Annotated in this window: 21 protein-coding genes and 1 pseudogene; 14 read left to right on the top strand and 8 right to left on the bottom strand. The window is 66.2% G+C overall.

The features are described 5' to 3' along the window. From ATM97_RS18995 to ATM97_RS18970, 6 genes and pseudogenes are all read right to left on the bottom strand, one after another. A pseudogene (locus ATM97_RS18995) lies at positions 1-243 on the bottom strand (AAA family ATPase); the annotation flags it as partial. Between the two features lie 717 nt (positions 244-960). After that, entirely contained in the window at positions 961-2,766 is a 1,806-nt protein-coding gene (locus ATM97_RS18990; RefSeq protein WP_218719376.1) for a BTAD domain-containing putative transcriptional regulator, read from the bottom strand. Positions 2,767-2,779: 13 nt separating this feature from the next. Beyond that, on the bottom strand, positions 2,780-3,418 hold the full coding sequence (locus ATM97_RS18985; protein ID WP_218719375.1) for a hypothetical protein: 639 nt from the start codon (positions 3,416-3,418) through the stop codon (positions 2,780-2,782). A gap of 218 nt (positions 3,419-3,636) precedes the next feature. Next, complete coding sequence (locus ATM97_RS18980; protein WP_218719374.1) at positions 3,637-4,779, bottom strand: lipase family protein; 1,143 nt, start codon at positions 4,777-4,779, stop codon at positions 3,637-3,639. Continuing rightward, a complete protein-coding gene (locus ATM97_RS18975) occupies positions 4,776-6,026 on the bottom strand; it encodes a cutinase family protein (protein ID WP_218719373.1) in 1,251 nt (416 codons plus the stop codon). The genes ATM97_RS18980 and ATM97_RS18975 overlap by 4 nt, the downstream gene beginning before the upstream one ends. Continuing rightward, on the bottom strand, positions 6,023-6,931 hold the full coding sequence (locus ATM97_RS18970) for a hypothetical protein (RefSeq protein WP_218719372.1): 909 nt from the start codon (positions 6,929-6,931) through the stop codon (positions 6,023-6,025). The genes ATM97_RS18975 and ATM97_RS18970 overlap by 4 nt, the downstream gene beginning before the upstream one ends. A 655-nt stretch (positions 6,932-7,586) precedes the next feature. Between ATM97_RS18970 and ATM97_RS18965 the strand changes: the two genes are divergently transcribed. The 4 genes from ATM97_RS18965 (at position 7,587) to ATM97_RS35050 (ending at position 11,543) form a co-directional block, all read left to right on the top strand. Then, positions 7,587-8,420 (top strand): helix-turn-helix domain-containing protein, encoded by an 834-nt coding sequence (locus tag ATM97_RS18965; protein WP_218719371.1) that lies wholly within the window; start codon positions 7,587-7,589, stop codon positions 8,418-8,420. Positions 8,421-8,614: 194 nt separating this feature from the next. Further along, positions 8,615-9,385 (top strand): hypothetical protein, encoded by a 771-nt coding sequence (locus ATM97_RS18960; RefSeq protein ID WP_218719370.1) that lies wholly within the window; start codon positions 8,615-8,617, stop codon positions 9,383-9,385. Positions 9,386-9,702: 317 nt separating this feature from the next. Next, positions 9,703-10,935 carry a hypothetical protein gene (locus ATM97_RS18955; RefSeq protein WP_218719369.1) on the top strand — a complete coding sequence of 411 codons (1,233 nt, stop codon included), beginning with the start codon at positions 9,703-9,705 and terminating at the stop codon, positions 10,933-10,935. Beyond that, complete coding sequence (locus ATM97_RS35050) at positions 10,932-11,543, top strand: 2'-5' RNA ligase family protein (protein WP_374104880.1); 612 nt, start codon at positions 10,932-10,934, stop codon at positions 11,541-11,543. The genes ATM97_RS18955 and ATM97_RS35050 overlap by 4 nt, the downstream gene beginning before the upstream one ends. 153 nt (positions 11,544-11,696) lie before the next feature. On the opposite strand, the gene ATM97_RS18950 is transcribed toward ATM97_RS35050, so the two are convergent. Then, entirely contained in the window at positions 11,697-12,233 is a 537-nt protein-coding gene (locus tag ATM97_RS18950; protein ID WP_218719368.1) for a flavoprotein, read from the bottom strand. A gap of 38 nt (positions 12,234-12,271) precedes the next feature. After that, positions 12,272-13,588: a hypothetical protein gene (locus ATM97_RS18945; protein ID WP_218719367.1), complete on the bottom strand. Its 1,317-nt coding sequence runs from the start codon at positions 13,586-13,588 to the stop codon at positions 12,272-12,274. A 404-nt stretch (positions 13,589-13,992) separates the two neighbouring features. Here ATM97_RS18945 and ATM97_RS18940 point away from each other — a divergent pair, with 404 nt between their 5' ends. The 10 genes from ATM97_RS18940 (at position 13,993) to ATM97_RS18895 (ending at position 20,279) form a co-directional block, all read left to right on the top strand. Further along, positions 13,993-14,514, top strand: coding sequence for a DNA-directed RNA polymerase subunit beta (locus ATM97_RS18940; RefSeq protein ID WP_218719366.1), 522 nt, complete (start codon positions 13,993-13,995; stop codon positions 14,512-14,514). Between the two features lie 59 nt (positions 14,515-14,573). Then, the gene (locus ATM97_RS18935; protein ID WP_218719365.1) at positions 14,574-14,732 is read left to right on the top strand and encodes a hypothetical protein; all 159 of its coding nucleotides are present in this window, start codon (positions 14,574-14,576) and stop codon (positions 14,730-14,732) included. A 164-nt stretch (positions 14,733-14,896) separates the two neighbouring features. After that, positions 14,897-15,418: a hypothetical protein gene (locus tag ATM97_RS18930; protein WP_218719364.1), complete on the top strand. Its 522-nt coding sequence runs from the start codon at positions 14,897-14,899 to the stop codon at positions 15,416-15,418. A gap of 185 nt (positions 15,419-15,603) precedes the next feature. Further along, the gene (locus ATM97_RS18925) at positions 15,604-16,215 is read left to right on the top strand and encodes a DUF5753 domain-containing protein (protein ID WP_218719363.1); all 612 of its coding nucleotides are present in this window, start codon (positions 15,604-15,606) and stop codon (positions 16,213-16,215) included. A gap of 107 nt (positions 16,216-16,322) precedes the next feature. After that, entirely contained in the window at positions 16,323-16,577 is a 255-nt protein-coding gene (locus tag ATM97_RS18920) for an SAM-dependent methyltransferase (RefSeq protein ID WP_218719362.1), read from the top strand. Next, positions 16,498-16,890 (top strand): SAM-dependent methyltransferase, encoded by a 393-nt coding sequence (locus ATM97_RS18915; RefSeq protein WP_255588019.1) that lies wholly within the window; start codon positions 16,498-16,500, stop codon positions 16,888-16,890. Before ATM97_RS18920 ends, ATM97_RS18915 begins: the two co-directional genes overlap by 80 nt. After that, complete coding sequence (locus ATM97_RS35045) at positions 16,841-17,104, top strand: SAM-dependent methyltransferase (protein ID WP_218719385.1); 264 nt, start codon at positions 16,841-16,843, stop codon at positions 17,102-17,104. Before ATM97_RS18915 ends, ATM97_RS35045 begins: the two co-directional genes overlap by 50 nt. A gap of 199 nt (positions 17,105-17,303) precedes the next feature. Continuing rightward, positions 17,304-18,659 (top strand): hypothetical protein, encoded by a 1,356-nt coding sequence (locus ATM97_RS18905; RefSeq protein ID WP_218719360.1) that lies wholly within the window; start codon positions 17,304-17,306, stop codon positions 18,657-18,659. A gap of 10 nt (positions 18,660-18,669) precedes the next feature. Next, on the top strand, positions 18,670-19,359 hold the full coding sequence (locus tag ATM97_RS18900) for a bifunctional 2-polyprenyl-6-hydroxyphenol methylase/3-demethylubiquinol 3-O-methyltransferase UbiG (protein ID WP_218719359.1): 690 nt from the start codon (positions 18,670-18,672) through the stop codon (positions 19,357-19,359). Then, positions 19,356-20,279 carry a glycosyltransferase family A protein gene (locus ATM97_RS18895; protein WP_218719358.1) on the top strand — a complete coding sequence of 308 codons (924 nt, stop codon included), beginning with the start codon at positions 19,356-19,358 and terminating at the stop codon, positions 20,277-20,279. The genes ATM97_RS18900 and ATM97_RS18895 overlap by 4 nt, the downstream gene beginning before the upstream one ends. The last annotated feature ends 74 nt before the right edge of the window (positions 20,280-20,353 follow it).

The following is a 20,353-nucleotide window of genomic DNA, read 5'->3' as shown; positions in this document are numbered from 1 at the left end:
GGTGGCGCGGTAGCGGCGGGGGGCGGCCGAGGTGCGTTCGGCGTGCCCGGCGGCGGTCAGCGCCTCGAGGGCGTTGCCGACCGCGCCAGAAGACCGGCCGAGCCCGGTGGCGATTTCGCGGGGCGACTGTTCGCGGACGGGGTCGGCGGCCAGCGCGGCGGCCACCATGCGGCGGAGTTCACCGTTGGGCAGGCGACCGGCGGCCGGTGCAGCGGTAGCGGCGGGGGCGGGTGTGGTGGGCATTGCGACTCCTGCAATTCCGGTTCCGAATTCGTGGCCGTTTTCGGCATACGTGCGGCGTGGCCGCCATTCGGATTTATGCGAATTTCCCGGCGAATTCCGGGAACGTGGTCGACGCTAGCTCGACCTCGAACAGACTCACAACCCCGAAAACGCCTCAATTTTTCGGAATTTTTCCGGACAACCGCGAGTCCGACTAGGCAATTCTCGAACGCGGCGTACACACGCACTCGCCAGCCCACCCGCAACTCGAACAGCAAAAGTCAGGAAGAATAACAGACAAGGAGGAATAGAACGAGAAAGGAGAAGCATGGAACGGGAGACAGACAGGTAACAACACACGGGAGGACACAGGGAGCGGACCGCGAGACACCGCATGAGCATGTCTATACAGCTTTGTGTATAGACAATCCACGTTGATATCCGCGCGGATAAACCGACCATCACCTGCGGATACGCGGCGGCGGGGAGGGTTGGCTTGATTCTCCCACGGATCAGTTCAACGAACCTGGCCATCGAATACTCCCCGGATCGATATCCAACGAGCCACCCACGCGGTCGACAATTCCAGAATTGAACAGAAGGTAATCGTCAACCATAAAGCGCTGACGATTACCGCATTTTTGAATGCTATTAGTGTTGCAGTTCTCGGCGCGGACAGGCTACCCGCACCTGTAGGATAAACAATAATTGACGATCAGAGAAATCCCCGATGGTTCGTTATTGTTTCTCGGCATGACGGAGTCGGTCGAGTAGTTCTCGTGTCTCGCGGCTCGGCGTCTGGCCGATTTCGGCGAGTTTTCTGGTGAGGAGGGTGTAGGTGCGGGTGAGTGCGGCGTTTTCGCCGAGGCGGGCGTGTAGGCGCAGGAGGTCTCGCCAGACTGATTCGTTGTAGGGGTCGTTCTCGACGGTTGTTTCGAGTATTCCCAGGGTGGCGCGGGGGTCGTCGTCGGTGTTCCGGGTGGCCAGCCAGCTCAACGCGTTGAGCGAGGTGCGGCGTGCTGATTCGCGCAGGGCTTCGACCCAGGTGTCGGTGAGGTCGCTGGCCAGCTCGCTGGTGGCCAGGGCGGCGATCTGTCGGGCGGCGGCGGTTTGTCCGGTGTCGCTGCGTGCGCGGCGGCGCGCGGCCACTGCTGTGTTGAAGTCCCAGTAGTCGACGCCGACCAGCTGGGGTGAGAGCCGGAATTGGAGGCGGTCCTCGGCGAGGATGTCGGTGATCTGCCCGCCGGTGGCGGTGGTGATCGCGGCGCGCAGGCGGCTCAGGGTGTTGGCGAGTGCGCTGCCGCCCTTGTCGCGGGGGCGTGTGCTCCACAGCAGCTCGATCAGCTGCTGGCGCGAGAGCCCGTCTGGGTGCAGGGCCAGGACGGCGACGAGTTCGCGGATGCGGGGCTGCAATTGCATGGTGATCTCGACGCTGGCCCTGGTGTCGGGATCGCGCCAGAAGAGCCGTGTCGGCCCGAAAACCCGTACCGTCAACGCTGGCTCATCTCCTGCGGGTTCGGAAACTGGTGTGATGTCGGCGCTTTCGGCCTGGGCCTGCGGGCTGATGCTGGACTCGGGTGCCGCGGCGAGGTCGTGCTCGCGGGTGTGGCCGGCATCCTCGGCCTCGGCCGCGAGTACTGGGGCAGTCGCTGGTAGCGGTGGGAGAAGCTCGGTGGTCACGGGCTCGGCCTCGCGGGTGCGCGAGGCGAGTATCGGCGTGGCGTCGATGTTGTAGATCCTCGGCCCGTCCTTGTCGCGGTGTCTCGGGCGGGACTGTCCGACAGCTCGGGTGGTGTGCGGGTGGGCGAGGAGGTCGTGGCGGCCGTCGTGGCGGAGCTGGATGTCGACGGCGGTGGTGATGGAGCGGGCCGGGGTGATCAGGTGCCGTCGTGGCCGGCGGCCGGTCAGCACCGCTCGGGCACCGGCGCGTGAGGCGGGCAGGGTGCCCACGACCGGGAACCCGATCGCGGCGAGGTAGGCGTTGCTGCCGCCGATGACCACGATCCCGCGCAGGCGGCGTCGACGGGTGAGGTCGAGGATGCGCTGGGCGGCATCCTGCGGGTCGATGTGGTCGGCACGCACGACAAACAGGCTGCCGTCGGCGGCAGCGATGACCGGATGCGGCGGCGAGTCCGGGTCGGGGACACCGCAATCGGCGAACACCGTGGCCCCGAACCCACGCCAGCTCGCGTGGGGCCCGGTGAGCAGTTCAGCGGCCGGGACCGAGCGAGCAGGGTCGTGGCTTGGCGGCGCGGCCAGCAACGCCTCCCCGCCGGGCAAATACTGCACATGCTGGGCGAGCGAGTTCGCGCTGAAGGGCTGGCCGGTGACGCTTCGCCGGGCCAGGCTCGCCAACCCGAGATGCGGGTCCAGATCGGCCATGTCGGCGAGTTGGCCGCCTGCGGGGTCGGCTTCCACGATGAGGGCGGGCTCGGGGCCGGGCCAGGCGTGTGCCAGCGCGACGGTGGTCGTGGTGGTTCCGGCGCGCGGGCTCAGTCCGGCCACAGCGATCAGATACGGCGCCTGCGAGCCCGGCCTCATCATCGTTATCCGCCTCTTATCCCTGTTTCTGGAAGTTGGAGATCACCAGCGCGCCACCGGGATCGGTGGCGGGGCGGGTGTTGATCAGCTGGAGGTAATCGGTTCGTGTCCGGTCCGGGTGCAGTTCCACGATGTGCACCGTGGCGGTGGTCGGGGCAATCGGGGTGATCGCGACACAGTGGCGGGTGCCGGGCGGGATGGTGGCGATGCCCGCGGCGAGTCCCTCGACGGTGATCCCGGTCTCGGGTGCCAGCAACAGCATCGCTTTCGCGGCGTTTCGGTCGATGTAGTAGGCGGCCTCGAAGGAGGCGATCACCCCTTCCAGGGTGGCGCGATCACCGGCGCGGTCGGTGACCACGGTGCCCGTGAGCCCGGTGCACGGGCCCTGCGCAGTGGTGGTGGAGCTGGGCGGGGCTGCGGTGGTGACCGTTGCCTGCTGGCCGGTATCGCCGCCCTTGTCGGCGGAGACCACCAGCACAGCGGCAAGGACTGCGATCAGGGCCGCCAGGGCGGCCCAGGCCCCGACCGGCAACCGGTGCCCAAGGCCGCCCCACCCGCCGGAAAACCCGCCGCTCTCGGCAGCGTTGGGAGTGTCGCGTGGCGGGTAGGCCCAGCACTCGCCCAACAACGGCTCGTCCTCGTCAACAGTGGGCACTGTGCCGGTGTCGGCCACGAGGCGCAGGCCAGCAGGAGCGGGGAGGTCGACCCAGGTTTCGGCGTCGTCGTCATCGTCTGGGTTATCGGGGTACCTCGCCATTCAGCTCGCCTCGCCTCGGATAGATGTGTCTCCGGGGCCCCGCCCGCACCCCGCGCGGGGGAAGATGGGGGACGTGGGGTGCGGGCAGGGTTTCCCCGGAGGGGTTCAGGGGCGGCTCACGCGCTGGACCGCACTTCGTCCTCGGGCGGTGCCGGGATCAACTGGGACACGGGGCCGTTGGCGATGTCGGTGGTGAGCCGGGCCAGGACATCGGAGATCGCCCAGTGCGCAGTGGAGCGGTGGTCGCTATCGTATTCACGCCAGTCCACCGTCGTGCCGCGCTGGCGGTAGGCGATCATCGCCCTGCGTCCGGCACGCACCGGCACGACCAGGTCGAGCTCGCCGTGGTAGAGGTGCAGCGGCACATCGGATTTCACGTGCGCCAGCGATTCCAGGGCCAGGACCCGCCGCCACCAGTGGTCGTTCCACGGATCGGGCTCCCGGCACCAGTGCGCCAGCGGCTCGGGAAAGCGCTGCACGAGTTCGGCGACGGTGAGGTGGCGAGCCTCGGCGGCAGCGACGAGACCCGCTTCGTTGAGGACATGGCGCAGCGGGAGCTGGTTATAGGCATGGGACAACCCGATCAACCCGGCGAACGCCAACCCCGCCAGACCGCCGCGAGTGCCTCGGCCGATCAGCGAGGCCAAGACCGCGAGGTCGGAGAAGACTGCTCCGGCAGCCACACCGCGCAGGTCGATCTCGGGCGCGTACCACGGCTGCAGCTCCCCCGCCACTGCCGCGACCCGGCCACCGTCGGCATATCCCCATGCGACCACCGGCGCGACCGGCAGGTCCAGATCGCTCGCGCGGTAGACGGCGCGGGCGAGGTCGAGGACGGGTTTGGCTCCTGCGGCGCGGGCGGCGAGGAAGGTGTGCGGGCCGGTGCCCGCACCGAGTCCTTGCCCGTCGGGGATGGCCACGACCCAGCCTCGCGCGAGCGCGGCGTCGATGCCGGCGAGGTCGTACTCGGCGCCGGTGGCCAGCAGTTGCGAGGGTGCGCAGTGCCCGCCGAGGCCGCGAAACGGCATGGTGTAGAGCAGGATTGCCCCGGTGCCTGGCTCGGGGACGGTTTCGGGGAGGAGCACGATGGCCGAGGCGGCCATCGGCTGGGATCGGGAATCGGTGGAGACGTAGACGAGCTGCCAGGCCTCGGCCGCGCCCGTCAGCTGCGGCGCGAATACGGGTCTGGCGCGCACGATGTCACCCGGGCGGACCCCTTCGGGAAGGACGGGGGTGGTGTAGAAGTCGGTGATGGTCATCGGGTTCCTCCGGCGAGGTCGTGGGCAGCGGCGGTCAGCCATGCGGCCCCGCTGGCGATGGACCCGTTCGCGGCGTAACCGGTGTGACGGGCGGGGATATCGGCGTAGCGGATCAGGACCGCAGGATTGACCAGGTCGGCGTTGTCGGCCACGAGCTGGCCCCATGCAGCCGACAGTCCGGCCGCGAGCGGCGGGAGCGTGGTCAGCGGATTGCTGGCGACGGTGGCGCTGATCTCACCCCAGCGCGCCGTCGCCGCAGCGGTCTCGGCGGGCCCGGGGGCTGGCGTCCGCGAGTCGGCGGCGTCGGTGAGCCGCTGCGCCAGACTCGCCGCGGGTGCATAGGCGACCGTGCCGGGCCCGGTCTTGAAGTCGTTGAGCACCACTGCGGTCCAGGCGTCACCGAGCGCGCCCGAGAGCAGGTTCTGGATGGAGCCGATAGCGGCGATCGGGTCGCGCAGGTCGGCCTGGGCGGCGAGCTGGGCGGCGAACCGCAGCAGTGCGGCGCGATCCGGTGCCGCGCAGCTGAGATCGCCCTCGACGCAGATGTCGGCGACCCGGCCGGTCAGCGCCCCGTAGTCGACCCCGGCGGTGGTGGCGATCCCGCCGCCCGAGGCGACGGCGGTGTTCAGGTTCACCCGCGACACCGCAGCCCCGCTGGTGCCCGGAGCCGGGTCCGGGCTCGTCTGCCTGGGACGGCCCGCGATCACCGGCGAGCCCGAGGCACGGTCGGGGTCGGAGTACAGGATCACCGCGGCGACTCGCTCTGGTGCCACGGGGCCTTCCCCGGCCCCGACCATCTGCGCGAATCCCGACGCGACTTGCGCGCCTTGGGAGTAGCCGACGATCGCCTGGGAGGTCCCGGGGCAGATCGCGGTGACGTGCTCGGACTCGGCCAGGAGAGTATTTAGTCCCGCGCTGGCCGAGGCCGAGTACGGGGCGGTGCCGCCGCCGGTTCCCGGTGCGCCGCCGAACGAGGCCGGATAGCTGATGTAGGAACGCGCGACCAGGCTCGGGTCGGTAGCGGCGACCGGGCCGAGTAGGTGACCCAGCATCCCGGAGTCGGCGGTCTCGGAAGCGCCCGGTGAGGACTCGGATGTGCCCTGGACTCCGAGGATCCACAGAGCTGGGCAGCTCTGGCCGGCGACCTCGGGCTGCGCTGTCGCCGGGCCCGGGTTCGTGGTGGCGAGGGCGGCGGTGAAGGTGGCGGCGGCGACGGTTGTGGTGGTGAGCAGGCGTAGGCCGGTCATGGCTGCCCGACCCCCACTCCCGCGCCGAAGCCCGCGCCGACCGTGCCGCCGACCAGCGCGCCCAGGGCGGCTGCAGGGGCACCTGCCACGGCCGCCCCGGCTGCGGCCCCGGCCGCCGCACCCAGTGCGGTACCGGCCACGCCGGAGGTGACGGTGCCGATCACCGGCACCGCGATCACGGTGCCGATCGCGGCCCCGGCGATACCGCCGATCGTTCCTCCCGCGAGCCCGCCCACAACCGCGCCGATAGCGGCGACCGGGGCACCGGCGAGCGCGCCACCGAGCGCGCCTCCCGCTCCTGCCCCGGCGACTGTGGCACCGGCGACGCGATCCGAGCGCCCGGCCGGGAGGCCGACGCTGTCGAGGAAGGTGGCCGCTTGGGCTTCGAGGTCGGCCGAGACGTTGTTGATCGTGTCGCCGAACTCGGGGGGCAGCCACTCCGGTTCTGCGAACTGTGCTTGGCCGATCCGGATCGTGTTCTCCGGCGGTTGGATCGGGGCGACCGGCTCGACCGGTTCCGGTGAGTGCAACTCCATCAGATACACCGGCGGGGCGGGCTCGGGCGAGGGCTCCGGACGCGGACTCGGCCCGTTGCGGACCTCGGGCGGCTGTTCCACATACACCGGCGGTTCCGGTTCTGCCGGGGCCGGGGGCACAGCGGGAGCCACCGTGCCGGGTTGTGCCGGGGCGGTGACGCCGGGCTGGTCGGCGATCGGGGCCAGCGGTGCCATCGCGCTCGCGTTCGTCGCGGCCAGGATCATCAGCACCGGCACCGCGCTGGCAGCGACCAGGCGGCCACCCCACAGCATCCGCCCGCCATAGGGCAGACGGGAGCCACTCGCCTGCGGGCAGGCGGCCAGTTCGATCGGCTCGGCGGCCGAGGAGACACGTCGTGTTTTGGGCATGACAAATCACCCCTTTCCGGGGTCGGGAAATAGAACGAGAGGAATGGCGCAGAGTTTCAGTGCATAATGCAGTACATTTCCGAGTCCTCCCGGCTGCGGATCGCAGCCGGGAGACCCGAGAACCAGCTATAGAAAATTACAGCTGGGAAGGGTTACCTCACAGGTAGGGCAGCGCCAGCGCGGCGACCTGCGACGCGATGGCCAGCACGTTCGACAACAGTGACGCGCCGATGTTGAGGAACGAGACGATCGAGTACGAATCCACGAGGTTTCCTTTCGGAGGAGGTGCGGTACTCCACCATCACAACCTCGAAACCTGCTGGTGCGCCACCCTTTTGACGGGGACAAAAATCAGTACCATTTTCTGTCCCACCACGCACACACACGGTGGCCTGCAATGATCAGCGAAACAGGTACAAAAAGTGTCAGCAAAGAATTTTTCCGGCGGGTGTCCCGCACCGGAGAAAGGGTGCCCAGAATACTCCGCGCGCCCCGCACGGAGGTCCGTAGCTAATTGTCAGCCAGGTCACAGTGAATGATCGGTGGCCGGGCTGTTCCCTTTCTGGTAGAAGTTAATCAACTCGGGGGAGTTAACCCTTCAACCTATCGCGTGGTGGAGGGGCAACGGAAGACTCAAATAGGAGGGGCTTGACACATGAACCGGAGGACCCGCCCGACCCGACGACCGCGGCGAGGCATCACCCGCCGCACCACATCCGAGCTACCCGACCTGCGCCGATGGGTCCGACAAGTCCGCGAGGCCCGGGGCCTGACCCGGGCCGAGGCCGCCGGCCGACTCCAGGTCAGCGAGAATCTGATCAAGAAGATCGAACGCGGCGAACGCCCGGCCTCGCCCACAGTGCGCGAGCAGTTCATCACCGGGTTCGGCATGAACGAGTCCCAAGCCCGCTACACCCGCGAACTCGCCGACCCACCGCTACCGCTGCCCTCGATCGAGGAGCTACGAGCCCGCCCCGTCGCCTGCGAGCACCGCACGACGTTGCGCCGCCTCGATGAGCGAGGTTTGGTCGGTGCGTATCTCGACCCCTTGTGGAACGTGGTCTACGCCAACGAGCGTTTCCGCACCGAGCTGCCCGAGCTGCCCGACTACGACGACAACCTCAGCCAGTGGTTCTTCCACCCCGGCAGGCGCACACTCACCGCCGAGCCCCTCCTCGTCCACTGGGACACCGCCGCCACCTACATGGTCGCGTCTCTGCGCGCGAAGTTCGGCATCTACCGCCACAGCCCCCGCGCACGAGCGCTGCACGAGACGCTCAGTGCGGCAACCACTTTCCGGCAGCGATGGACCGACAGCATCGAGGTCGCCTACGGCCACAAGACCGTGCAGCCTCTGCAGGTACGTGAGCCCGACACCGGCGAGCAACGCACCATCCGCATCCACCTCGGTGTCGGCGCAGAAGGCCCTCGCGACCTGCGGTTCTGCTTCGTCTACCCCGACCCGTGCGAGCAGCCGAGCAGCACCTGACCTTTCCACCGCCCCACGACCACTCCCCCGGAAGTCCCGGGCGGAGACATCCGAACGAAGGAGCCCGACCATGACCGGCAATCCCCAGCACACCCGCCATCTCGGAACAGGTCCAGACCGACAGCCACCGGCACCGTGTGCTGCGCTCGCCGTCGACATCGTCCTCATCCCGCCGCAGAAGCGGGACCACTGACATGTCCTATGTGCTATCCGGGATGCCCGACTTCCACGACAGCCTGGAATTCCTGCGTCACAAGCGCCAGCTATCCCGCGAATCCACCGCCAACAAAGCAGGATTCGGCATGTCCCGCCTCAACCAGATCCTTCAGACCCGCACCAACCCAGGACCCAAGGTGCAGAAGGGTCTGTTCGCCTTCTTCGACGACCTCACCCCCGACCAACAGCGACACCTGCAAGACCTGCTGCACCCCGCCACCGAGCTACCGCCGATCACCGGCCTGCGCCAGTACCTCACCCACGACGGCGTCCACCACCACCTCGACTACCTCGACCGCTGCGAGGTCATGGGCGCCTACCTCGACCCACTCCAGAACGTCCTGCACGGCAACAAGGTCCTCTATCGGATCATGCCCGGCCTCGATGACGCCGACCACAACATCGTGCGGTGGATGTTCTCACCCACCGCCCGCGACCTCATCGAGGACTGGCACGAACACCTGCCCGACAACATCCGCAACCTCCGAGCCGCGCTCGGCCGCTACCGCGACTCATCCCGAGCACAAGCACTGTTCCGGACGCTGCGCGACAACCCCGGGTTCCGGCAAGCATGGGACGCCACACCCCTGCAGGTCAGCTACAACTGGCACCGCGCGATCCCACTCCGGCTCCACCCACCCGGCAACGAGCACCCGATCCAACTGAACATCGAAATCGACCAGTACGGAGCATGTTTCGAGATCCTGTCCGTCCACGGCCTCTACAACACACACGCCATCGCATCCTGACGTAGCCGTGCTGCGGGGCACCGTTGGACAGCTGCGGTCAGTCCAGCCAGGGGACCGACCGCCGCTGTGCAATGACCATCCTCGACCAGTCTGAGACAGCTCTATCGACACCGGCGTTGGGACCGAGCGTGAACGTCTGATATTCCGGAGCTACCGGGATCAACCCACGACTTTCGGGTACCTTGGAGCCAGCACCGTGTGTTTCCCGAGTCAACACTGGAGTAGGGGCGGCGATGATAAGAGGGCGGGCGTGGACGGGTTTCGAGGCTGCCGCGCTCCAGGAAGCAATGCGAAAGTCGGTACGAGAATTCTCATCCATGCTCGGTGTCGAGACCACGACCATCGATAACTGGAGGTCGCGGTTGAGCGCGGTCAAACCTCGCTCTTCAACGCAGGCGATCCTGGACACCACCTTCGCACAACATGCAACCGGCGAAGATAGAGCACGGTTCGAGCAGATAGTCGCGGAAGGTGAAGCAGTCTGGCGGCAGCGACATCCGCCTAACGCGACCAAACCCGGCGTACCCTCTGATGCCCCCTTTTTGAGCGATGAGGGACAGGTCCGAGACAGTCCTGAAAGCAGTTCCGAACTCTTGGCCGTGCTGAGGCGAGTCCACAAACACAGCCGCTCGGTCAACCCAGACATCATTGAACAACTGCAAGTAAATACTCTGGATACTATCGCCCGATACGAGACTGTCGATCCCGCTGGACTCGTCCATTCGCTTAAGGAACAGCGAGTGTGGCTCGATGAGCTCATCGATGAATGCGGTCACCCAAAGCAACGGGGCGAATTGTTCGAGATCGCAAGTGAAACCTCGGGCTTGCTGGGTTACATATCGGTCGGCACCGGAAACTACCCCCTGGCGCGCGCCTACTGCCTCGAAGCGTTCCATCTCGGCGAAAACGCGGAAAGTTCCAACCTCACCGCGTGGGCCCGGGGCCTACAGAGCTTTTGCGAGTATTACGCGGGACGGTACGAGCAGGCACGCGATTTTGCGCAGAATGGGCTCTTACACGCCGGGGGAGGCCCCCAAAGTGTCCGGTTGGCCATCAACGGTGTCGCGCGGGCGATGGGCAAGCTCGGCGATACGGAGGGCGTAGAACGCGCTGTCGACCTGGCGCATGAGCTGGCTTCAAAGGGTGAGGCGCCGCCTGGAGTGCCATCTAGTATCTCGCTTGGCAGTTACAGCACCGCTCAGTTAGCAGGCAACGCTGCAACCTCGTATCTATCGCTCGGAATACCGGAAGAGGTTGAACGGTACGCCGAAATCGCATTGACAGACATGAACGATACAAACTCGCCATGGGGCCGGTCACTGGTAATGATTGACATCGCACGGTCCCACGTCATAGCCGAGAGCGGAGATCTAGACACCGCTGTGGCGATCATGCACGATGCTCTTGAGACGACGACCCAAGGAAAGCCCATGACTCAGGTTCATCGCCGAGCATCTGAGTTTTTACACGATGTCGCCCGCAGGTGGGGCGACACCGCACAACTTCGGAGCGTCCGAGATGCACTGACTAGCAAGGAGGACGATTCGTGAAGGGCCACCCGGAAAACCCGGCTCCCCGCCCGCTGGAAAATGGACCACTTGGGCACTACTGGTTCCTAACCTTTCAAAACTGCATCGAGTTTCACGCCATAGTGAAGGAGTGTCAACAGTCAGTTAATCCGGACCAATTCGCAGCCACACCCATTGACGGACTACACCTCACACTGGACAGAATCGCACGGCCACACAAAATCACCCAAGAATCACTCGATCTGGTCGTGGACGCATCCCGGCAAGCCTGCCGGGATCTAATGCCTTTCACTATTCCGATCACTTGCCTTAACAATATTCGCGGCGCTGTTTGCTTCATCGTAAACCCGCCAACGCCAATCCTCGAACTACGAGATACACTCAGGAAAGCAACCCTGTCCACTTTTCCCTACGCCTGCATAAGGGAAACCAATTCGAGCCCCCACATAACAATCGCCTATCCAAAATACGAAGATATGGCTGATGCCGCTGGCGCTATAGCCGCAAGCGCGAATCATGGCGTGGCTGAAATCGAGGTATCCGCCGCCACGCTAGTTTCACTCACGGTACGGAACAACATGTACGAGTGGGATGCAGTGGAGCGAATTCCGCTGGGGGACCGCTCTTAAAGGTCGTCGGGCTTGGCTTGCACCGTCAGCACCGCCCACGCCGGAATGCGTGTAATCGTCTGTCTCAGGCCCAGTTGGCGGCGGATACTCTGTCTAGAGAGTGGGCACCGCCTCCGCTGTACTCGGGCAAGACCTACCGGTGCCTCTGCTCGTTCACCGATTCCGATAGACGGTAGCCGCGAACGATTCACGCAGCGCGTTCAGCGCCTGCGTCCAGGGAAGACGTCCGGTGTCACTGTCCTCGGTAATGCGAACGAACCGCACGCCCCACTCCGTCAGGCGTGCCTGTGCCTCGCGTACGGCTGGGAAGTTCATTTGTTCCTGTTTGGCGTGGGGGATGGCGACCACCGGCATTCCGCCGCCGACAGCTTCGACCAGCAAGGCGAGCGGCAGAGTGTCACCAATACCGGCTGCCCATTTCGCCATCGAGTTAGTGGTCAGCGGTGCTGCGATGATCGCGTCGGCCGGGGGCAGGAGGTCATCGGTGCCCGGCTGCTTGAATTCCCAGCGCACCGGGTGAGCCGTCTGCGTTTCCAACGCTTCGATATCGAGAAATCGGGCACCGTTCGGTGAGGCGACGACGCACACGTCCCAGCCCACGGCTTGGGCGAGTTCGACCAGCTCGCCGACCGTGTCAGCAGGTGACGCGCCGGTCACGATGGCATACAGCACCCTAGTACGCTCAGTCATGAGCCCATCATGGCAGCCAACCCAGACCACGTCCCGCGCTACACCACCACTACGCCTACACGGTGGGCGAGCTCGCCCAGCTTGCCCGCGGTGAGGCCACGCCTGGCTTCCTGCAGCAACCGGGTAAGGGTGTCTTGTACCGCGTCGGTGTTTCGGAACTGTTCCGGCGCAATACTTTCCGCTCGAAGGAAGGCTTCCAGCGCCGCTTCGTCGGCGCGACGTGAGGCCGCTGCGCGTCCGATTTCGACCCAGTACTGGGCCGTCCTTCCCGGTGTCGGCAGAGTATGCGGCTGGAGCTTCTTCGCCAGGTCGAGCACGACCTCAGGTTCCCCGGCTTCCATAGCGATGGACATCTTCCACAGCCCGACGTTCGACGAGCCGAATGTGGGGTTGGCGACGATGGTCGAAGCGTCGGCTGTGATGGGGCCGTCGAGGCGTCCTGCATACTCGGCGGCGTGTTCCAGATGATCGCGAGGATCACCGCCGATTGCGGTGGTCGCCAACGACGCCTGTAGGTGCAGCATCCCCACCGTCTGCACCTCGTTGGCCGAGCGTGCACGCGCACCGACAACCGCCGCTGCATGTTCCGCGCGATGCAGGGCGGCCTTCGCCGAGGCCGGTCGCGCGAGCAGGACCTGACTGCTGACGAACGCCGCAGCAGCAGCTCCCGGTCCGCTGTCGATACTGCGGGCGGCGTCTTCGGCGGCGCGCGCGGCGCTCCAGGCGACCGAGAGGTGTCCGCTGGCACGCATCACGACGGAGGTGTCGAACGCGACCTGCGTCAATAGGTCCCAGGCGACTCGTTGGTCGTCAGCTGTGCCTTCGCGGGTGTGCCGGTAGAGGTCTGTGATCAACGGCCCGACCAGCAGAGCGAGGGTGGTGTACTCGCCGGCCATGTTGAGTCTCGTCACCGCCCGGGTTGCGGCGAGGAGAGTGGACATCGAGCGCAGTGGCCCCGTATCGGCACCCTCACCTGACATCCAGAATGCAGTTTCGACATCAGGTACCAGCGCAGAGAAGTCGTCGCCCTCGGCCAGCGGGGAGTTGGTCTTGGCCGAGGCTGGCTCGGGTCGCGGTGCGCCCCGGTCGGTGCTCGACGCGTCGTCGTTGTTCGAGCCCGCGTTGTTGTGCCGCGCGCCTTTCGCGTGGCGCGCACGCCAGGCGGCTTCGCCTTCGGCCACGATCTGCTCGAACCGTTCACGGTCTTCCGAGGTCGCGCGTTGGGCGTAGGCGGTGTCCAGGATCGCTTGGGTGTGCGTGCGGAGCCTGACCGCGCTCAGCCCCGACTTCCAGTTGCTGATCGTGGTGGTTTCGACGCCGAGCATCGTGGCGAACTGCCGGATCGGCTGTCTCATCGCCTCTTGCAACACGGCGGCCTCGAAGCCGGTCCATGCCCGCCCTCGTATCATGCGGTCCCCTCATTCCCGCTGCTGAACTGGGAAATACCTACGCTACGCCAACACTGTGCCAACACTGTGCGGTTCCTCCCGATACCGCTGACGGGCCACGATTTTCACCAGGAATCCGTTTCCGAGGGAGACCATGGCCACCACCGCCGATCCGGCTCCCTCTACATCAGAAACGCATCAGGGAGGTCGCGCATGAACGGCAGCAACGAGCCGAACTCACTCGAGCCCGCGGTGAGGCAGGCCGAGGTTGGCGAGTCAGCCGGCGCCCTCGCCGACCCCGAGCCTCCTCGTGCCTTCGACCGCTCGCCGTCGACAATGGTCCGGCAGCTCGACGCGATGACGGTCGCCGGATGGGTGACCAGGGCGACCGAGCCGTCCGGGGAATTGCGATGACGCCAACCACCGCGCCGGTGCAGCCGTTCACCGAGTCTCCCCACAGCCGGTCCCAGTTCTACCGACGCATGTGCTCGCTCCCGACCGTGGTTGACCCACAGAGCGGGCGGATCACGATGAAGGCCGGGTCTCTGGTCGGGGCGGTGATGATGCCGACCGCATTGGCACAGCAGGTCAAGAACAGCCTCGATCTGCGCGGCGTCGCTCCGCTATCGATCATCGGACACCCCCGCGCAGGCATGTGGACATTCCTCGTACGCGCCGACATCCGGCCCATCGCCGACCCCGCAGTCGTCTCCCAGCTGTGGCACGCCCGAGTGATCGTCATCCGCGACGGCGACATCGCCCTGCCCTCCCCCATCCCAGACTCGTCGATGATCCGCACCTGGATATCCCCGGCGACCGGCACGTTCCGCCCCTCCGGCGAAGTCGTGATCGAATGCGCCCGAGCACTCCTAGCCAGGACAGCTCGGCAATGAAGCCCGACAGCAGACGGTCACCGCGCCCCGACGAACCCGACGTCCGACTCTCCGTCCTGATGTCCAGCGTCCGAATGGAATTCGCCGCCTGCATCACCGCCGCGCTGGTGTTCGTCTGCGACGCAGCTGTTCACCGGCCCGGAACGGTGGCCGTGTATCCCGGCCGGTGCACCGGGTTGCCCCGGCTGCCCAACGAACGCCTCTACCTCCAGCCCTGACGCCGGTCGTCATGGCCCCGACCATCCGAATGGCCTCCGCACGTGACCCGGCGAGATACCCCGAGACATCTCACCCGGTCGTGGCCCCGCGGCCCCGGAGTTGTTTCCCGGCGACTCCGGGGCCACACCCGACAACCCGCCCGAGCCAAGGAATCCCCATCCCCATGTATGCCAAATTCGACACTACTGCCACGCCTCGCTCACACAACCGCCGCTGGATCGCTGCGACGGTACTCGGCGCCCTCGCAGCCCTGACCACGATCGCGATCGTCTCTGCGCCCGAGAGCACCGCGGGCTCGCCCACCTTCACCTGTGCCGAGATCACCTCGCCATCGGGTGCGGTGACCGGCTTCGGGCCGAGTAACACCGAAACCGGCCCTGGCGCGATCCTGGGCTTCAACTACGCCTACTACGTACAACGCTCCCCCGGGCAGGCACGCCGGTTCCTCACCGGCGACGCCCTGCTCCGCTCTGGTGACCGGTTGCAGGCCGGGATCGACGCGACACCGGCTGGCACCCACCACTGCGTCACGATCTCCCCCTTGGTCAGCCTCGGCGACGCCGACCTGTGGGCGGTCACTGTCACCGAATACCACCCCGACCGCGAGCCATTCGCACCGCGGCAGATCATCACCACCCGCAACCTCGACGGGACGACCCGCATCAGCTCCATCGCCCGCGCCTGACCACCCCGAAGACCTCGGGTCGTTCCCTGGCTGGGCACCTGGTCGGTCGACCCGAGGGTGGGGAATCGCCCCCGGGGGGCACTGCCCCGGCACCTCCGGGGGCTCTACCCCAACACCCAGCAGCCACCCCCGGTGGACTTCCATCGGCCTACCGAACCACCGAAAAGCAGAATAGAGGTTAGATCATGTCCTACTCCAGCTGGTACGACGCCACCGACAACACGGGCCTGGAAACGTTGCAGCGCAGCCTGATCGACATCGAAGCCGAAACCAAATACCAGCGCAGCCACAGCCCCGAGATCCTGCCCGGCCTGGTGCAAACCCTCGACTACGCCCGCGCGATCCTGACCAAGTGCAGCGCCGCCCTCGGCCTGCCCGACGACAGCGAGGCGACCGCGACCGCACGGATGCAGCGCCAGGCCGTGCTCGACGCCCCCGCGCACCGCTTCCACCTGCTGATCGGTGAGGCCGCGCTGCGGCGCACCGTCGGCAGCCACGCGATCATGGCGGCGCAGATCCGCCAGCTCGGCGACATCCTGACCACCCGCGACAACGTCGAGATCGGCATCATCCCTCTCGACGCCGAATTCATCGGCCAGGCCGACAACTTCGTCATCCGCGACGAAACCGCAGTCGCGATCGAGACCGTGACCGGATCGGTCGAGACCACAGGCGCGGACGAGATCGCCCTCGCGCTGCGCACCTTCGACCTGCTCTCTGACCAGGCCTTCTACGGCGAGCACGCCCGCGCCCTGCTCGACCGTGCCCTGGCCGAGCACGTCGGCCCCGGCATCTGACCACCTGACCCGCTGCCCGGGCCCGACCGCCGCTCGGCCGTATCCCTCGTCACGGCCAGGACGGGTCGGGCCCGTCAGCCTCCTTCTCATCACGGGAGTTGTTCGACATGGCCGATCATGGCGTCGCGCTACGTTACGACGTGCCCAGCAGCGCCCGTGTGGTCAACAAGCTGCTCGGCGGCAAGGATAACTACGACATAGACGGTGTCGTCGCCGCGACAGTGAGCAAGAGGTTCGTCGTCGCGCTGCGCGAGGCACGACGGTTCCTGCTGCGCGCGGTCAATGTCCTCAGCACCGAACACGGTGTGCACCAGTACGTCGACCTCGGCTGCGGGATGCCGCTGCCCTCCGGACGTGGGTGATGCCGCTAGGCACCGCGGCGAGATCGGGCGCGTTCTCTACCTCGATCACGATCCGTTGGTCGCCGTCTACGCCCGCGCCCTGCTCGAACGCAGCCTGGACCGCCGCTTCGCCCTGGTCGACATCACCGACACCGCCGCCGTTCTCGACCAAATCACCGCGTTTCTCGACCTCGGCCAACCGATCGCGTTGTGTCTGTCCGGCACCGCTGAACTCCTGCCCAACGCGACTGACGTGCTCACGGAACTGACCAGCGAACACCTGGATCATCTTCAGCCACCTCACCGACGACGTCTTCAGCGAGGAAGTCCGTAGATCGGCCGAGAACCTCGTCCGAAACGGGCTCCCTTATCAGCCGCGCGACCGCGCAACGGTGACCGCGATGCTCGACCGCTACGAGTTACTGCAGCCCGGCCTGGTCTCACCGCACCACTGGCGGCCAGACATAGGCGACCTGGCACATCAGGCCTTTCACCCACCGAAGTACGACCTCAGCGCCTACGCCGCCGTTGGCCACCGTCAGAGCTAGCCGAAGGAGCGTCAGCCACTCCCACGAGCGAGACCTTCCGATTTGTCATTCGCCCCTCGGCGCGGTGATCGGACGTTCAAGCCATCACGGGAGCTAGACCTTCACACCCTTCAACGCCCCACCGGCAGGTAGACGCCGTTGGTGGCCCACCTACCAGGCGACGGACATCGAGAACCGCCGCGTGAGAATGGAGGACTCGATGAGCATCCACCAGCTGGTCGTCATCGGATACGACGAGATCGTCCGCAACAAGTACATGCCCGTGATCAAAACGGCAATCGACGAGGGCCATCTCGATTCCTGGTCGCTGATTGACCTCGAATCCGAGCGTGAGGTGATCGAGGCTCGCCTGCTCGGCGCGGATCCGCAGCCGCGCATGAAGTTCTTCGTCCAGGCCGATCGAGGCGATCGCGCACTGGCTCTCGATTCCGCACTCACCGCGCTGCGATTCCTGCGGGTTCCCGGTCTGCCGATGTTGGCCTACATCGCCACCGAGGTCGGTTCGCACGAGCCCTACCTGCGCCGCTGCGTCGAAGAGGGCATCGCCTCGCTGGTGGAGAAACCGGTCCTGGCACCGATGAACGCGGGCGCATTCGATCCCACCCAGATCTCGACAACCATGTCCGAGCTGATCGCTGGCGCCTCGGCCAAGCGGTCACGGCACTCGGTGATGACGTTGAGCCGCTATCACAGCATCTACAACGATCGGCTCATCGCGCCACTACGGGAACGGATGCTCGCCTGGCGGGCGCCGGTGACCTCGTTCCACCTACGGGCCGCAGGTGGTGTCTGGAATCTCGAGCACGAGTTCGTGACCCGCGACGACCACCCCTACCGGTACGGGTACGGAATGCTGATGCACGGCAGCTACCACTACATCGACCTCGCCGTGCAGGTCCTCGCGCTCAACAAGCTGCTCTTCGCTGGCCGGCCGCTGCGGTTGCAGATCAGCTCGTTCGGGGCGTTTCCCGCCGACCAAGGCAGCAGGGTGTCGTCGCTGGCGACGAAGTTGCTCGGCGGCCACGCGAAATGCGCTGTGCTGCGACGTGAACCGCGACGCTTCGGCGAGACCGACATCACCTCGACGTTCCGGCTGGTCGATGCCGACACTGACGCCACAATCACCCTGGGCACGCTGTCCTTCGAGCAGACGACACCATCGATCCGGAACTGGTCGACCTTCCCGGACGGGGTGTACAACAAGAACGGCCGGACCAGCAGTGTCGATCTGGAGGCCCAGCTCTCGACGCTGTACTCGGTCCACGTTCACTGCTACGACGTCCCCCGAGGCCCCGACGCCGACAAGATCGGCGCGGTCGCCGAAATCCTCACCCGCGCCAACGCCTCGCTGCTCACCGACGACGACTACGTCACCCGCGAGACCTTCGACGGACTCTTCCACAGCGACAGCAACCGCGCCCTGATGCAGAACTGGTTGCGCGGCACCGAAACCCGCAGCCGCCTGCAAGACCACTACCTACCCATGCGCGTCACCGAGGCCCTCGCGCTATCGCTACGGATACCCGGCCAGATCGTGGAAGTCGACGGATTCTAGGAGCAAACCTATGTGCACAGAACGCTCGCAAAAGGAAGTCACCGCCTTCTATCTCGCCGCGCTGTCAAGCAACGCGGCAACGGCCGAACGACTTTCGGCACCAGTCTCCGACCGGTTCGCCGGATTCCTGAACGCCCTCGATCCGCACACACCGCGAACCGCGCTCGACCTCGGCTACGGCATGGGCACCTACACCGTCGCCCTGGCCCGCGCCGGTTTCGACGTCGTCGCCGTCGACCAGGTCCCGACTGAGATCATGCGCACCCGCCTGGTCGGCCCCGACGACTGGGCCGACCGGATCGAACTGGTCCAGCAACGCATCGAGAACTACCCCGTGCGACAACGATTCGGAGTCGTCATAGCCAAGGACGTCCTGCACTACCTACGACAGGACCAGGTCCGCGAAATCCTGACCCGCTGCGTCCAGCGAGCACCCGTTGGCACCGGTCACTTTCTCGAAGTGTTCACCGACATCACGCGCACCGACAGGCAGGGCCGCCGGGTACTGATCGAAAACGAAGCCGCCTACACCGCCGACACCTTCCGCACCACAATCGAACGGCTCTACCACGGATGGAGCTGCCACATGAGCCTGAGTCGGCACTGCGAACGCAACACCGATTCCCCCGGCAACTACTTCGAGGCCAACAAGATCACCGTCCGCGCCTACCGCACCACCAACAGCCAGGTCCGCTCATGAGCCGAAATACGCTCGGGCTCACCGTGATCGTGCCCTGCTACAACAGCGGAACCTTCTTGCGCGAGGCCGTCGAATCCGCACTCCGACAACGGCTGTCGTTCCGCGGTGAGGTCGTGGTCATCGATGACGGCAGTGACGACCCGGACACCTTGGCCAGCCTCGATGCTTGTTCGGCCTTGCCTGAGGTTCGCGTGGTGCGACTCGGCGAGAACCAGGGGGCGCAGGCGGCCCGCAACGCCGGGCTGGATGCTGCCCGATACCCGTATGTCCTTCCGTTGGATTCCGACGACCGACTGGCGGACGACACCGCGCTCCTCGTTACTGGCAGCTACCCGGAACGGGCAGTGCGGCTCTTGGAGTCCGAGCCCGATCTAGCGTTCGTCCACACCTACTCGCAGATGTTCGGCACTTTCCAAGGCCTGACGATCTCGGCATACCCGTGCCGCGAAGAGCTGCTGGTCCGCAAGCACCACGCGCCGATGTCGATCGTGTACCGGCGCGCTGATGCCCTCGCCGCGGGCGGCTACGACCCTCGGATCCGCAAATGGCAGGACTGGTCTTTCGCCATCGACCTGCTCGCCGCCCGGCATCGGCGCGGCCACCCGAACACGATCGCGTGCATCCCGGGCCCGTTCCACGAATACCGGGTGCACGCCCGGTTCGCGCGCCTGTCGGTCGCTCAGGTCGATGAACTCCAGGCGGTACGCCTCACCGTCGAGAAGAACCTCGACTACTTCCAGACGATCCTCGCCGACAACCGGCCCGCCGCCGAACTCGCCGGCTTCGTCTGCGCGAGCAAACCCGACCGATTGACCGAACTGCTCCACATGGCCGCAGTCGACCTCGACCAAGCCCTGACCCTCGCCCGGGGCCGCAAAGCCACCCTGGGCAGTCCCATCGACGTGCTGGGGATTCCATGACAGGGCCCAACCCGAACCCGACTCCGACCGGCGGCCGTGAAAGCATCGATGCTCAGCCAATATGCTGGTCCACC

Source organism: Nocardia sp. MH4, assembly GCF_019266065.1.
Taxonomy (GTDB): Bacteria; Actinomycetota; Actinomycetes; order Mycobacteriales; family Mycobacteriaceae; genus Nocardia; species Nocardia canadensis.
Note: the sequence above shows the minus strand (reverse complement) of the source record. Positions and strands in the feature narration are given on the sequence as shown.